Here is a 15,326-nt window from a genome sequence, read left to right as displayed (position 1 = left end):
GCGTTCCTTGTTCGCAGCTTAAAAACACACCTATTTCTGCGAATTTAAATACCTAACCTTTCGCCATTTTAGACGCGGCAAGCGCCGCGCCAATCGTCCCTGCTTTGTTTGCAAAATGCGCTTTATGAACAGGAATGGTTTTGCATTCTTCCGCCCATATTCGGTCGCGCAGAGTAGCTTCAATACAGTGATGGTATAAGCCTTGAGCACAACCTAATCCACCACCAAAAATGATGGCTTCTGGATCTAACATATTGACCATTTGTGCTAGTAAACTGCCCAAAACCTCCCCAGCGAGTTTAATGTATTGGCGCTCTTTCGATGCGCCCATTTCAGCTTGCAATAACAGTTCCGGTAAATCGTGATAGCGCTGCGCGGGGTGGCTCATGTTCCAGCAATCTAGTAACCCTGCGCCAGAAACCAGCGCTTCAGGTAGATAATTCAGCGGCTTCATATCCGCTGTACACCCAGTGAGGGCACTACTCGCAAAATGAATGGCGTAGCCGTTTTTCCCTCGCCAAGGCACCCCATTATTAAATAAGGTGTAAGCCAGCCCAGTCCCCAGAGACACATAGACGAATGACTGGTATGGTTTGCCCGCTCCCAATTTCGCTTCAGCTAGACCAGCTACTCGCACGTCACTCTCAAACAACACATTGTTAATAGGAAAATCAGAGTGGCTTAGTGAACGGAGATCGAAATTCCAATCACTAACGATTTCTCCTGAATTGTTCACCAATTCTGGAAAGGCAATGCCGCACCCTTTTACCGGAATATCTTTGATGTTCGCAAACTCAAGGTGGTAAGACAGCAGTTTGTGAATATCAGTAATGATGTCTTTTGTTGGGCGTTGTTTTTGCGTGGCAACTTGAGTTTCACACAGGATGTGACCGGTGTTGATATCGACCAGTGCCGACGCCATTTTTGTGCCACCAATGTCGATACCCACAAAGGCATTGGCGGGTTGGACGTTGGATGTATTCAGAGCGTTGGGGGTCATGACACCCCCATTCCAAGTTGTTTGATGTAAGCGAGGCTACTTTTGGCATGCGTGAGTGCCATATTGTGAATATCTGGGTAGATGTCTTGTTCGATCACCGCATAACCGCGAAAGTTTTGCCTGTCCAGTTCTGCTTTAACGGCATCGAAGTTAACGTTGCCTTCACCCAGCGGCACCATAACCCCAAGTTCAAAAGCGTCATCGTCGCTCAGGTTTTTCTGCTTCACTTTCTCTCGAATAGTCGAATTCATGTCTTTCAAGTGGTAGTAGCGAATTCGCGAACCGAATTCCTTAATGAAATCTTCTGGTACTCCACCCGTGTAAAGATGATGCCCTGTGTCGAAACAGAGATTCACGTAATCAGGGTGGGTATCGTTCAGCAGCCGGATAATTTGATGTTCGTTTTCAATACAGGTTGAAACATGCGGGTGAAACACATAATCCAATCCATACTCTTCCTTAACAATTTTTGCTGATTCAGAAATCACCTTAATGATGTGCTTCCAATCCGTAAGGTTGAGGTTGCGATCACTTGGGTGTTTATAAAGGCTATCGCCATCCATAAACACGAAATAGCGGGCGTTTAATGCTTCTAGGGTTGAGCATATATTATTGATGTCTAATCGAATGTTGCTTAAAGCATTAGGGACAATCAGATCCGACATATGTGCGGCGCCGCAAACGTTCAAGTTGTGGGCTTCCAGTTCGTACTTGAGCTCTCGAAAATTCGTCGGAAGGTAACCGTAGGGGCCAAGCTCAATGGTGCGGTATCCACAAAAATTGGCTTCATCCAAGAATTTTTGCCAACTCGGTTGTTGGTGATCTTTTGGGTACCAAACTCCCCAAGAGCAAGGGCAAGTGGCGAGCGTTATCTGGCTAGTCATTTTTGTTCTCCCACCATATTAGTTGCTGTATCGCTAGGGGTGCCGTCGATTCCAAGATTGATTGCGATGGAGTCGATGGCTTGCATGACTAAATTGAGATCTTTCTGAGACGCTTTAAGACCCGTTAAAACAGGCGCGTTTTGAGTAAGGGTTTGGTGCCAATACAGAAGCTCAAGGTTAAATTGATCTTGGTAAAATGGACCATGAGTTTCGCTCGGGTGGTGCCCCTCTCCACTTTGAAACTCAAGAGTGGTGGGCAAGTTTCGAATGTAAGGCGTCGGGTAATTGATTTTGAGCCTCTTAGTATCTGAGGTCAGTTCGATACTGGCATCCACGCGAGGAATGTTATCGATTAAAATTTCATAAGTGGCAAAAAAAGATCCGTAATCCATTGTCATGGAAATGTGTTCGCCGTTGGAATTAGCAAACGCACTCACCACTCTTTTAGGCGAGTCAATGAGATGCCGCAGCGCGGCCAAATTGTGTATGGCTGCGCCCGTTAGCACGCGATAAGCTTTCCACAATAAGTTGGAGTGTGCTCGACTACCGAGTAACTCCTCTCTTTGCTTTTGTTCGGCTTCTTTAGCGTATTCGATTTGTCGTTTATCGTGATCGTCTGGGTAGTACAAATCAGAGACTTGCGGGAGGAAGTGGTCACCTTCACGTTGTAGATCCCTAACGCGCACGCTTTTTATATCTCCCAACTCATCCAGTTTATCTTGAGCCAATGAAAAGGCTTTAGCATAGACACGCATGTAACCAACGGTGACAGAAACCTGATGCCGTTTTTCCAGTTTGATGAGCTCTTCAACATGGCGTGGTAACAAACAGCTGGGTTTTTCCAACAGAACGGATTTGTTGTGGGCGATGGCGAGTTTGGTATGTTCGAAGTGAAGTGGATCAGGCGACATGATTATGACCGCATCAACAGCGTCATCCTTTACGATTTCTTCAACGGTGTGATAGCCGCTTTTCACGTGGTAGCGTTGGCAAACTTCGTTGACCAAGGTTGGGCTGATATCGAATACTGCGGTGACGCAAAATTTGTCGGGATGGTGAAACAAAGTAGGCAAATGAAGGCTTTGCGCAGCTTCTCCTAGCCCAATCAGCCCAAGTCTAATCGGTGAGTTCAACATAACAGCTTGTCGTCCTTATCTATGTTCGAAACGAAATCATCTGAATCCAGTAAAAGTATGGCAGGCAGCAACCCAATTCGCTTTACTGCCTGCCAAAGCACGGCATGGTTTACCACTTACCGCGTTTTTTCAGCCTTTTCAGCTCCGACTCCATTTGTTCAAGCGCTTTATCGGCACTGACCTCTCCAGACAGCGCTTTATGAACTTGTTTCCAAATGGTGTTGCTCACTCGGCTGTACTGATCGCCAGTTACCTGTGAAGGGCGGGCAACCACATTGGCGAACGATGTCTGCATGTCGGATAAAAACGGATTTGCGTTTAAAACATCAGAATCGTTGTACAGGGCAGGTAGAGTGGGGCTGTAACTGGCTTCAATGGCGCGGCGTTTTTGCTCGCCCATGCCCGTCAGGTAGTTCACTAAGCTCACTGCGGTTTCAGGCGAGCGAGAATACTTGGATACTCCAAGCAGTGCGGTGCCGTAACAGCCAGCGTGGATGCCATCAGGGGCGCCTTTCGGCAGTGCAACCACACCCACTTTGTCTTTGATGACGGAATCTTCCGAATTGGCAAGGCTCCATACATACGACCAGTTACGGTGAAAAAGGGCGTTCCCATTTTGGAAAACACCACGAGACGACTCTTCGTCATAGTTTAGCGTGCCCGGTGGGCTGATTGTATTTATCCAACTTGACGCTGTTTTGAGAATTTCGCGGTTGGCAGAAGTATTGACGGTAATGTCGCCATTTTCATCAATAATTGTGCCGCCATCGGTCGAGCCAAACCACTCAATCGCATTGCACGTTAAGCCTTCATATGACCGACCTTGCCAGGCGTATCCCCAAAAGTCTGGATTTCCTGATTTTCGCTCTTTCGCTTGAACGTCTTGCGCAATTTTTGTGAGTTCTTGATAGGTTTGGGGTGGGTTGTAGCCGTATTTTTCGAGCAGATCTTTCCGATAGAAAAGCATGCCAGTGTCCATGTACCAAGGAATAGAAAGGACTTTACCGTTAACTGTTGTGCCTTCTACCGCGGCTTTGAAATGTTGAGAAATACTCTCTGGTTTGGCGTACTCATTCATATCGAGAAGGTGAGACTTCAACGCCCCAGGCCAAATGGTATCCAAGATAAGTACATCTATATCTTTAGATTTAGCCGTCAGCAGTTGTTGATAAAGAGGCAATACGTCATCCCAACTTGCTGGCAAGGTAACAACAGTCACCTCGTTGCCGGTTTCTTTTGCCCATGCGTTCGTTCCATCTTTGCAGAGCTGTAACTCTACGCCAGATGAGCTGCAAAACACTGTGACTTCTTCAGCTTGAGCATTAAGCGTATAACTACCCGCCAATATACTCAGCGCTAAAAGTGGTAAGAACTTATTCATATCACCTCCATGTGTTAGGGTCTTCCGACCCGAGTCAACCTGAATTTGCGGATACGTTGGAATCGCAAATTTTCGAGTTGAGTAAATAAATCCATTGAATGGAATTAAATGATAGAAAGGTCATTGTTGTATATTTTTTGATCAGTTAATTGTGATCTGAATTTGAATTTATTTCGTAGTTTTTGTGAATTCAATGAGTTAGGGTGGAAGGATGATTGGGCTCACTTGGGGATATTTTCATCATTAAACCGAACGGCTTTCCAATTGTGGGATTTTGTTAACTTGTTTCTCCTCCTATCAGAGGTAACCTAAGGAATCGCTGATTTTAGGTACAGACAAACTTTCGAAAGTAAGAGTACAACAAGGAAGTCAAGGTGAAAGGTAAGAACCACGAACATACCAAGCGTTCAAATCTGAGTGTGGTATTCGAAATTATTCGACAGCACCCTCGGGTTAGTCGTGTGAGCGTGGCTCAGCAGTCTGGGCTGAGAAACCAAACTATCACCAACTTGGTTCGAGAGCTTATTCAAACAGGCTATGTCCTAGAAGTAGGAAAGGTGCAAGGTAAGCGAGGGCAGCCCCAAACGTTACTAGAAGTGAACCCTGCTTCGTGTTTGTCTATTGGATTACAGATTGAACAGGGGTTTGTGAATGCAAGTTTGGTGGACCTAAACCTAAATTTGCTGGCAGATTACCAAGCAGAGCTAACAAGCCTAGAACCTGATTACGTGATAAGCCAACTTGATAGAGTGGTAAACAGGTTGCTCGATATAGTGCCGAATTCTCGCCAGTTGCTCATCGGAGTGGGGGTGGCCGTAGCGACCCTGCTTAAAGATGACACTGAGCACCACCCAGTTGCCAATGCTTGGCAAGCGTGGGGGAAGCTGGATTTAACGCACAAATTGAGTGAAAAGCTGGCTTATCCGGTTTATTTGGAAAACGATGCAACCTCTGCCGCTATCAGCCACAGTTTTAGTTGCCGTGGAGACAGGTTAGACAACTTTATCTACCTCTACATTGGTAACGGTTTGGGTGCAGGTATTATTACCAATAACCAGCCTTATAAAGGGGCATGGAGTAATGCCGGAGAAATTGGTCGAATTCATTGGCACAATTCAGGTTCGACAGATTACATTGAGACCCACTTGTCACTGCAAGCACTAAAAACCATGCTTAATTATTCTGGTTCAGATCTTCAGCTTCCTGCATTTATTGACGAGCACTGGGAGCATGATGAAGTGGTTCAACGCTGGATTGATGAATCCGGTCGACGCTTAAGGTTTGCCATTAACATACTTGAAAACTTGTTTGAGCCTGAAAGCATAGTGTTGGGAAGTCAGCTATCCGAACGTGTTATGGAAAGGCTGGTGGATGCAACACTGCCGCTTTTCCCTTCTATTTGTGAACGCCACGAGCGGACTCGCCAGCGGATAACTCTTGCTAAAGACAGCCTTCACACCGTTTCTATTGGGGCAGCATCACTTCCTTTATTTGGCTTATGTCACCCTGATATGCACGATTTGTTTGAATGTTCCCATCAACTTCCACCCACGTTTAAAGCAGTGAATTTGGATGTATAGCCAGAATGGATTCTAAGACAACATTGAATAGCAACGTAAATTTAACGCCTCTTTCTGAGGAAGAATATGTAAATGCCTACCCGATTTTTAAAGAGTACATGAAGCCTACCATTGATGAGGCATTGGGCTGGGACGAAGCTTATCAATACAACGGTTTCACCCATAGGCTAAAGCCAGAATGGTTCTATTGGTTAGAGTCTGAGGGGAACAAAGCGGGCTTAGTTGTACACAAATCCACATCCGAAAGTGTGCATGTTCATTTACTTATTGTATTCAAACAGTCACAAGACCGTGGGCTTGCGCAAAAAGCGATGAATAAGATTGAGCAAGAAGCGAAAGACAAAGCGCTGCCCGTTACTCTTAGCTGCTTTAAAAATAATGTGCCCGCGTTAGAGTTGTATCGAAAGCTGGGTTTTGATTTGATTTCTGAAGATGATTTGTTTTTTGATATGAAAAAGTGGGTGGAATGAACTCAAGAAAAAGGCAGACCACGTCTGCCTTTAGCGGTTCTAATCAGAACGATTAAAGCAGCGCCAGAATCGCCTCTGCTTTACTGCCTTCAAACGTTTTAGGTGGTTCTACGTTCAGTGTGGTTACTACACCGTTTTCAACGATCATCGCATAGCGTTCAGAACGAATGCCACCAAATGATCCCGTCTCTTTTACCAATCCAAGTGCTTTGGTAAAGCTTGCATCGCCATCTGCCAGCATTAGGATTTCGTTAGCGTTTTGCGCCTCTCCCCAAGCTTGCATTACAAATGCATCGTTAACCGATACACAGGCAATGAAATCTACCCCTTTTTCTTTGAACTGATCAGCAAGTACGACATAGCCAGGTAAGTGTGCTTCTGAACACGTCGGCGTAAAAGCCCCAGGTACGGCAAACAACACCGCTTTCTTCCCAGCAAACAGCTCGGTAACCTCATGGGTTGCCATGCCATCGGCTGTCAGTTCGCTCAGTGAACCCTCTGGGAGTGTTTGTCCTTGTTCAATCATTGCTTAAATCCTTCTTGTTATAGGCTGGTGTGAAACGAGTGTACGCCTATTTAAGCGGTGGAAAAACACTAAACCTATGGGGCTATTCCAAAAAAGAGACTTCAGGATATTCCACTCCGTAGCCTAAATCCTCGAGTAAAGCGATGGTAATAATGCCTATTTTCTCACCATTGGCCGCCACCTCGGGTGTAAGAGGGGGAATAGCATTGCCATGAAGGTCATAGCGGATAGGGTCTTCGATTAGATAGTGATCATAAAAATGATCGCCGGATAAAGACAAAGGCAAGCAGGGGTAGTTGTTATCGTATAGGTGGTTATACCAACGTACGGCTTGGCTTTCTTGTAAGCAATAGGCAGGACCTTGCATTAACGTATGCGCTTCAGTGTAGGAGACGGTGAGAATGCCAATACCAAACACGTGCGCAAGCTCATGTCGCAAAGTGGTTTGATAGTCAGTTGGATCAAATGCGTCAGCATGGGTTCTTGAATGAATCCACATTGTTGCCGTTACGGGAAACGCTGCGCCATTTATATCGGCGTATTCGTCGATAATGGCTTCACCATCAGGTTGAATGCTGTCGGTTATCTTTATGTGAAGGGTAAGCGTATGGTGAGTTGAGTCCCCAACAGACTTAACGTATTGCAACCATTCTTCGGCTGCTTGAACGTATCGATCTTTATCGTAGTGCTTGGCTTGTTCAGAAAATTCTAATGCAAGAGTGATGCCCTCGTTCTTCACTTCTATTGATTCCGCCAGCGTTAAATGGCTGGTTGACGCACATAGAATGAACAGCGTGGGTAGATGCCACCGCTTGATCTGTGTTGTTAAGTGTTGGAGGGAGCCGCGTAGCAATCGAAGTAATATGACCATTGAGGTATTACACTTTGTGAAAGTCCATTTATAGCGAAGAATTATACAAATTCAGCAATGGAGTTCTGTAAGCGTGTGTAATGGGATCAATAATCGAGACATAAAGTAAAAGTAATACAACGAATATAGTGATTTTCAAAAGGGCAGTTAACGAAAATTCACGATAAACCTTATTAATAAATCTTCTGAAACTCGTTAGCTTTTGTCTTATATTTAAGAGCGAAACTGTGTTCGCTGTACGATAAACAAATAAGTTTTTTAAAAGTGTGACTTTCAGCCATAGTGTCTTCACTAATAACGTTTTTATTTTTATAAATTTGCAGACTAAATTAATAATGCACTCATCTAAATAAGGGTGATTGCTATGAGTAAAATTATACTGTACTTCGTTTTGATTTTGGGTGTTGCTGCTGTGGTATTTCTCGATGATAAAAATCCCTCGCAACAAAACCAGAAAGTAAAACAAGGAACTGAAAATAATACGGGTTCTCATCCATCACACCAAAACGACACTGGGCGTCATGCAGAGAGGGAAACCGAGAGTGGTGCCGTTAAGCAATTGTCAAATAACAACACAGCCAACTCCTCTACAGCCGTCACAGATACGAATAGCCTTCACCCCGATTTGGACGAGGGTGATCATTTGGAAATTGAAGAGCCTTGGTTGGAAGTGACGGATACATTACCAATAGATAAAATTAAACCGCTTAGCGTAGGTGATGAAAGTCTATCCGCCATCGAATTTCGTAATATTGGCGAGTTTTCGAGTTTATCATCTGGAGATAGCGTACGTTTATTGCTTCCCAATGGTGAAGAGGTTTTAATTTCAATTACTCAAGATAAAAAGCAAGTAAATAATACAAAAGCTTGGTCTGGAATTTTTAAATCTAACGGTTACAACTACCCAGCTGTATTTACTTTTGGTGAGAAAAATGTATTTGGTTTTATCGGTCACCCTGATGTCGAATATAAAGTTACAGGGCTAAATAATACAGCATGGTTGTATGAAGTACCGCAAGAGTACTTCGAAGAACCCTCTCTCCAATAATATTTAAAACTATACCCAAGTACTTTAGGTCATTTGGGTATACATCACCTCAATACTCGTTATATATAAAGGACGAACATGAATAAAGTAGGCATTGCGGCAGTCTTGACCGCAGGATTCTTCACACCTGTCATATACGCTCAAGCAGAGCAAAAACAGCCAACAGAGGTTATTGAAGCGATGGTAACAGAAATTGACTTGCTTGGTGTTTACACTCCAGGGCTAAAAGCGCATTACAGTGATGACCCTATTAGCGCGATTCAACACAAAGTGAACGTTGCCAATATGATCCATCAAATGAGCAAGACGGATGTTAGCATCAACCTCGTCGGTACTATGGAAGTAAAGTATGACGAAGAAGTGCAGAAAATCTCACAAGAGGTGGCACTGAACAACATTACGCCAGATACTAAAGGCTATACAAACAAAGCGTTCAAAGGTGTTGAAGGGAAACGGGCAGAATTAGGCGCAGATATGGTGACGCTGTTTCGTACTCTAGACATCAAAAATTCGCCTGATTACGGAGCAACAAAAAAATGTGGTAGAGCTCACTTACTGACCAAGTATTTCCATGATAATTCCCCAAAATACATCAAACGAAAGCTTTATAGCCACGTTTATACCAACGAATGTAAAGACGACACTTTGGCTCATGAGCTAGGGCACAATATGGGGCTGTATCATGCACGTGAGCAGTACTCAGGCAAGCTGCCGCATACCAATGGAAAATCTTATTCTGGTGCCTATGGCTATGGTGTCGACGGTCTGTTGGCGACGACCATGGCTTATGGACATAAATTCGGAGTAAGTAAACGTACTTATACATTCTCAAACCCGGATATCCAATGTAATGAGCAACCATGCGGATTAAAAGACATGGCAAACGCAGTGAAAACCATTCGATATACTGCTCCGCTTATCGCAAAAGTCATGAATAAACCCCAGCCGCAGGTTGAAGAAATAGATATCGCTCAATAGCAGAATTTGCATTGGCTTTAGGGTCTGTCGATCTTTTGTGGTTAAATTTTGTTCGATTTCTATGCTTTTTAATCGCGGCGCAAGGTGTGTAGCCTAGTCATTCTAAGCAAATACCTTGCAACAAAGAGTAAAAGGCATAGAAACGAACCCTTCGGGCAGCATTTGTGGCTTATTTCTACTGCGTTATCACTCATTGATGTAGAGCGACTACACCGAATGAGCTCTTCCTTGTATAAATAACCCACAAATTGCTGCAAAAATCATCTCGAAAGGTCAACAGACCCTAGTCATCGCTTAAAAATAAAGAGTGCGGGATCACCTGCACTCTTTATTTTTTGGAGAGCATGGATGCTAAAAACAACGTTAGAACAGTGGCGAATGTTTCGCGCGGTGGCTGAATATGGTGGATTCAATCAAGCGGCAGAGGCGATACACAAAAGCCCTTCGAGTATTCACCATGCCATTCAAAAGCTGGAAACGTCTCTTAACCTCAAATTATTTAAAATAGTCGGTCGTAAAGCACAGTTAACCCGAGCAGGGGAATTGGTACTTAGAAGAACCAGTAATTTGCTTGATGAAGCCGTCAAGGTCGAGGCATTAAGTGAAATGCTAAGTGAGGGAGCAGAAACACAACTTAAGATCGCTGTCGACCAAACATTCCCTCCCATTTTGATTTATCAAGCGCTCGAGAAGGTATCTCAGGTTTTTCCTCTGTTAAGAATAGAACTCAGTGAAACCACCCTTTGGGGATCAAGTGAAGTGATAGAGCAAGCTCAAGTAGACCTCGCAATTTCTGGTTTTGCTTTGCACGATCGGTTTAATGAAGAATTGTGCAGAGTCGAGTTTATGGCAGTGGCCAATCCATCCCATCCCCTTCATCAACTGGATAGAGAGCTCTCGCTTGAAGACTTAAAAGGTCACAGGCAAATTGTGGTTCGCGATTCTGCAACAAAAGACAAGAAAGACGATGGTTGGCAATCTTCTGACCAACGGTGGACAGTCGACAATGTTAAAACGTCAATTCAAATGATTACGGAAGGCTTTGGCTTTGCTTGGTTGCCAGAACACGCGATTGCTTACGAAATAGAACACGGAAAACTGAAAGCATTACCACTCGCCTTTAACAACAAAAGAACGGCTCAAATGTATTTGATTCTTGATGACGAAGACAGGCTTGGTCTTGCAGCAAAAGCTTTTGTACAAGAACTTCGAATGCATTGCTACTAAACGAAAGCTTAGCTCTTAGCTACCTTCTCTAACTCATTCTCTAAAACGTCAGACGTGCAAACTCTTGGAATCTAAATTCCCGAAGTGAGCACTTTGGCATTTTCTTCAAACATTCTAATTTTTAGAACGGTCAATCTCATACCTTGAAATGTTCATTTCTTGCTCATCAACCTATGCTTAAAAAGGCGTTGCGCCAATAAAAAAATAAGGCAGCCCCAGCACTTTTTGCTATGAGGTGATGCCAATGAACACACTGGAAACAATAAGGAATACCTGATGAGCAAACCTGTAGTGGCTGATAACAAGCCCGTTAAAGTCGATCTTAAAAAAGGAGACGACTACTACTTCTGCGCGTGTGGACGCTCCAAAAGTCAGCCGTTTTGTGATGGTTCCCATGCAGGAACGGATTTCAAACCGAAAAAATTTACCGCAGAAACAGATGGAGAATCTTACCTATGCCAATGTAAACATTCGGCAAATACCCCTTTTTGTGATGGTAGCCATAAACAGTTCAGCACTGAACAAGTAGGCAAAGAAGGACAGGGCGTACAAATTCAGCAGGCAGGTAGTGCTTCGGCACCCGCCGCCACAGCGACAAAAGAAGAACCCACCGTAGAGTTTATTCATCAACTGGCTCGAGAAGGCTTGTCTAAGCTTGGTCATCATGGACCCATGACGTCAATGGGGGTGCCGCGATACCAGTTGCCTCACTGGGATGATCTTCAAGTGATGGTCGCTCAGATGGCAACAAAACCTTTGTTAGAAGACGTGGCCGTGAATACAGAATTGGTGATAGGTCCAGAAGCGAAAAAACCACTGACACTCAAAATCCCGTTGTTTGTGTCTGACATGAGTTTTGGTGCGTTATCGGAAGAAGCGAAGGTGTCACTCGCCACTGGCGCAGAGCTCGCTGGTACAGGGATTTGTTCCGGTGAAGGAGGTATGTTACCAGAAGAGCAGGCGGCAAACTCGCGCTATTTTTACGAACTGGCGAGTGCAGGCTTTGGCTACAAAGAAGAGTTACTCCATCGAGTACAGGCTTTTCACTTCAAAGGTGGGCAAGGGGCTAAAACAGGAACTGGTGGACATTTACCGGGGACGAAAAACATCGGGAAAATATCTCAAGTACGGGGGATTCCGGAAGGCGAATCCGCAATTTCCCCCCCTACGTTTAAAGACTTGAGTACCGCTGCCGACTTTAAGCGGTTTGCTGATCGCGTAAGGGAAGTGAGCGGTGGTATTCCTATTGGATTTAAGCTCAGTGCAAACCACATCGAAAAAGATATTCAGTTTGCTTTGGACGCCAGCGCCGATTACATCATTTTAGATGGGCGAGGGGGCGGCACAGGCGCGGCACCAGAAATGTTCCGAGATCACATCAGCGTTCCAACTATTCCCGCCCTAGCGCGAGCAAGACGTTACTTGGATGAGGTAGGTGCGAGCGGCAGGGTGACATTGATCGTAACGGGTGGACTAAGAGTCCCTATGGATTTTGTAAAAGCGATGGCGCTTGGTGCAGATGGTGTCGCGATATCAAACAGTGCAATGCAATCTATCGGGTGTGTCGCTGCGCGTATGTGCAACACCAACAATTGTCCGGCCGGTATTGCCACTCAAAAAGCCGATTTGCGTCAGCGTTTGAATGTGGCTAAAGCATCGAACCAGCTGAAGAATTTCTTTGAAGCGTCTACGGAGCTTATGCAGGTAATGGCTCGCGCTTGTGGTCACGATTCGTTTTCGAAGTTCAATAAAGAAGACTTGGCCACATGGCATAAAGAAATGGCACAGCTTTCGGGGGTTCGATACTCTGGCTTTGAATAAATAGAGGTTTTGAGTGACTCGTGAATGTATCTCGCGCCTTCTATACTCAAACCACCTCAAGATGCTAGAGCTCTGAATCCTGCACCTTGAGGTGGTTTGAGTATATTGTCTAGTAGGCGCGGTTTATATTGAAAACAACTTACCTAAAACTGCCGTTAGTTAACAATTTTACGAAATTCAGATAAAAGCGCGATGCTGCCGTATTCGCTAAGATGATCATCATCGAAGTAAGCTGGACGACCATCGATGTCGCCATAGCAAGATTGGTCATCACAGAAGTATTGGGATGCTTGCAAAATCTGCACATTACACTGATCTTGTAGTGTATTTAACATTTGAAATACGGCTTGGTTTCTCTCGTCGTATTCGCTTCTTGAAATGGATACCCTAAATTCGGTATTCCCCCAGAGTAACTCTTTTGCCATGGTTTTTGGGACATTGCGTTTTAACTCAGGGATGGGTTCCAATAGGTATACTGGATTCGATTCAGAAATCGCGCATATTGTGTCGAACATCTTGCCGAGCGCCTGTGTTGAATAAGCCTCGCCCCGCTTATCAATGATCTTTTCACCTTCGAAAAACTCTTCTACCTTATCTTTTCGATGAGCCAGTTCAGGTTCATTTGGGCCTTGTAGCAATGTGGCGTAACGATTAAGAATCACCACCGGTACGTTAGGGTATTGAGGAAGTTTAGCAAGCTTACCTTCGATAAAATCGCCGCAGGAATGATCAGGGATACCGTGGTTTCTGGTGTTATAGATCCCCTTGATGGTTCGGCAACCCATCATCGTCCAATCGGCTAAGCTTTCGCCATCCAACACCTTTTCGACACTTCGCACAATACTGGCGGCATGGCTGTCACCCAACACAATGGCGCCTACTTTTCCTTCACCATACTGGCAAAACTCATCTCGATTGTTTCGAACTAAACATTCGTCTCTTCTTGGGTTTTTGTTGTTCGCTTCGTTACTGGCAACCAGCACGCTTGGATCATAGTGGAACTCAGCCCCTTTGGTAATAAAGATACCGGAGCCTATGATGCCTACAATGGCTACAAACCAAAGTGGCTGATAGGTGAGCAATGGGCGAACGCTAAATGCTGGAATGGCTCGACGTTTTGATTCAATCAGCGCGTGGCTAACAAATCCTAATAGCACGGAAACTGGAATGCCGATCCACATCCAATAAGGTAATTCAAAGTAAACCCCTGCTACCACTAACGGCCAATGCCATAAGTAGATGGAGTAAGACCAAAGCCCGATTTTTTGCATGAATACGTTGTGTGTTATCGCACTGTTATCTCGTTGCGCGGCGATAATGAGATACGCACCAAGAACAGGAAATAGCGCCAAATACCCAGGCCATAAAGAATGCTCGGACATCAGAAAATACGACGCCAGTATGAGCACCAGACCGGTATATTCGGTAATTGCCTTGTGTTTTGAACTCAAAGAGAGTGGGTACAAGAATGCAACGCCGCCAAGAAGCATTTCCCAAGCACGAGTTTGCAACATGTAGTAAGACGCATCTGGCCAGCGATAAGTCATAAGAACACTGCCTAAAAAGCCAATCACAGTAGCCGCTAATACGGCTTTCTTTAATGTTTCTAGTGATAAGGTCTTTTTGAGCGCGACTAAAATAACAGGGTAGATAATGTAAAACTGCCACTCAACGGACAGTGACCAAGTATGAAGTAGCCATTTCTCGTGAGAGGCGGCGTCGAAGTAACCCGATTCTTTCCAGTACACCAAATTTGAGAAGAACCCGATGCTTCCTATTGTGTGTTTACTGAGGTCTTTATAGTCGACTGGTGTTAAGTAAAACCACCCAAGGATAAGTAGGAAAAGGCACATCACCGCTAAGGCAGGGATAATGCGGTTAGCGCGGGCGAAATAAAATCGAAGTATGGAAAAGTCGCCAGAAGCTAACCCCTTAAAGATGATACTGGTCATTAAGAAACCAGAGATGACGAAAAATACATCAACCCCAGCAAACCCCCCAGGTACCCAACTCGGGTTAAAGTGGAATAACACCACTGCGATTACGGCTAAAGCCCTAAGGCCATTTATGTCTTTTCTAAATTTCATATCGCTTTTCTAATTCTCATATTTGTGGTTTTGCCAAATTTCCACCTTGCTTATTGAGCTCTATATTATTAGAGAAATAAGCAGAGTTTTGATGTTGAATTAGGATTAGTCCTTATTTCAAACATTTGTGTTAGAGACGGGTTAGCTTTATGTCATCCTTTCATAATGAAAGGCTCATGATGTCTTTTAAAACATCCGTAAGTTAAATGTAGTAAAGGATGGAAGCGATATTTAACAAGCTCTAGAACGGCATAAATCATAATTGACAGCAATGTTAATAAAATTTGTTTTATATCAAATGGTTGTCGAGGTATTTG

General features: G+C 44.4%; 13 protein-coding genes. 6 read left to right on the top strand and 7 right to left on the bottom strand.

The genetic code is table 11. The features are described 5' to 3' along the window. Positions 1-52: 52 nt before the first annotated feature. From Q8W40_RS14130 to Q8W40_RS14115, 4 genes are all read right to left on the bottom strand, one after another. On the bottom strand, positions 53-1,000 hold the full coding sequence (locus Q8W40_RS14130) for an ROK family protein (RefSeq protein WP_305398067.1): 948 nt from the start codon (positions 998-1,000) through the stop codon (positions 53-55). Next, entirely contained in the window at positions 997-1,884 is an 888-nt protein-coding gene (locus Q8W40_RS14125) for a sugar phosphate isomerase/epimerase family protein (RefSeq protein ID WP_305398066.1), read from the bottom strand. Before Q8W40_RS14125 ends, Q8W40_RS14130 begins: the two co-directional genes overlap by 4 nt. After that, positions 1,881-3,020: a Gfo/Idh/MocA family protein gene (locus Q8W40_RS14120; RefSeq protein ID WP_305398064.1), complete on the bottom strand. Its 1,140-nt coding sequence runs from the start codon at positions 3,018-3,020 to the stop codon at positions 1,881-1,883. The genes Q8W40_RS14125 and Q8W40_RS14120 overlap by 4 nt, the downstream gene beginning before the upstream one ends. Positions 3,021-3,129: 109 nt before the next feature. Beyond that, a complete protein-coding gene (locus tag Q8W40_RS14115; RefSeq protein ID WP_305398062.1) occupies positions 3,130-4,401 on the bottom strand; it encodes an ABC transporter substrate-binding protein in 1,272 nt (423 codons plus the stop codon). A gap of 374 nt (positions 4,402-4,775) precedes the next feature. Between Q8W40_RS14115 and Q8W40_RS14110 the strand changes: the two genes are divergently transcribed. After that, positions 4,776-5,981: an ROK family protein gene (locus tag Q8W40_RS14110; RefSeq protein ID WP_305398060.1), complete on the top strand. Its 1,206-nt coding sequence runs from the start codon at positions 4,776-4,778 to the stop codon at positions 5,979-5,981. Between the two features lie 5 nt (positions 5,982-5,986). Next, positions 5,987-6,451: a GNAT family N-acetyltransferase gene (locus Q8W40_RS14105; protein ID WP_305398058.1), complete on the top strand. Its 465-nt coding sequence runs from the start codon at positions 5,987-5,989 to the stop codon at positions 6,449-6,451. A 52-nt stretch (positions 6,452-6,503) separates the two neighbouring features. Here the strand turns inward: Q8W40_RS14105 and Q8W40_RS14100 are convergent, their stop codons facing one another. Together Q8W40_RS14100 and Q8W40_RS14095 are read right to left on the bottom strand one after the other, a co-directional pair. After that, positions 6,504-6,977, bottom strand: a complete 474-nt coding sequence (locus Q8W40_RS14100; RefSeq protein ID WP_101113009.1) for a peroxiredoxin — start codon at positions 6,975-6,977, stop codon at positions 6,504-6,506. An 82-nt stretch (positions 6,978-7,059) separates the two neighbouring features. Further along, on the bottom strand, positions 7,060-7,848 hold the full coding sequence (locus Q8W40_RS14095; RefSeq protein ID WP_305398055.1) for a hypothetical protein: 789 nt from the start codon (positions 7,846-7,848) through the stop codon (positions 7,060-7,062). A 364-nt stretch (positions 7,849-8,212) separates the two neighbouring features. Here Q8W40_RS14095 and Q8W40_RS14090 point away from each other — a divergent pair, with 364 nt between their 5' ends. The 4 genes from Q8W40_RS14090 to Q8W40_RS14075 all read left to right on the top strand — a co-directional run bounded on the left by Q8W40_RS14090 (position 8,213) and on the right by Q8W40_RS14075 (position 12,922). Further along, positions 8,213-8,896 (top strand): hypothetical protein, encoded by a 684-nt coding sequence (locus Q8W40_RS14090; RefSeq protein ID WP_305398053.1) that lies wholly within the window; start codon positions 8,213-8,215, stop codon positions 8,894-8,896. Positions 8,897-8,974: 78 nt separating this feature from the next. After that, positions 8,975-9,874: a zinc-dependent metalloprotease family protein gene (locus Q8W40_RS14085; RefSeq protein ID WP_305398051.1), complete on the top strand. Its 900-nt coding sequence runs from the start codon at positions 8,975-8,977 to the stop codon at positions 9,872-9,874. A 348-nt stretch (positions 9,875-10,222) separates the two neighbouring features. Continuing rightward, positions 10,223-11,101: a LysR family transcriptional regulator gene (locus tag Q8W40_RS14080; RefSeq protein WP_305398049.1), complete on the top strand. Its 879-nt coding sequence runs from the start codon at positions 10,223-10,225 to the stop codon at positions 11,099-11,101. A gap of 276 nt (positions 11,102-11,377) precedes the next feature. Further along, positions 11,378-12,922: a glutamate synthase-related protein gene (locus tag Q8W40_RS14075; protein ID WP_305398047.1), complete on the top strand. Its 1,545-nt coding sequence runs from the start codon at positions 11,378-11,380 to the stop codon at positions 12,920-12,922. A gap of 155 nt (positions 12,923-13,077) precedes the next feature. Here the strand turns inward: Q8W40_RS14075 and Q8W40_RS14070 are convergent, their stop codons facing one another. Further along, the gene (locus tag Q8W40_RS14070; protein WP_305398045.1) at positions 13,078-15,009 is read right to left on the bottom strand and encodes an acyltransferase family protein; all 1,932 of its coding nucleotides are present in this window, start codon (positions 15,007-15,009) and stop codon (positions 13,078-13,080) included. Positions 15,010-15,326: the final 317 nt, after the last annotated feature.

This window comes from Vibrio penaeicida, from assembly GCF_030689305.1.
GTDB classification, from domain to species: Bacteria; Pseudomonadota; Gammaproteobacteria; order Enterobacterales; family Vibrionaceae; genus Vibrio; species Vibrio penaeicida_B.
The sequence above is the reverse complement of the archived record's forward strand: the minus strand, read 5'-3'. Positions and strand labels throughout refer to the sequence as shown.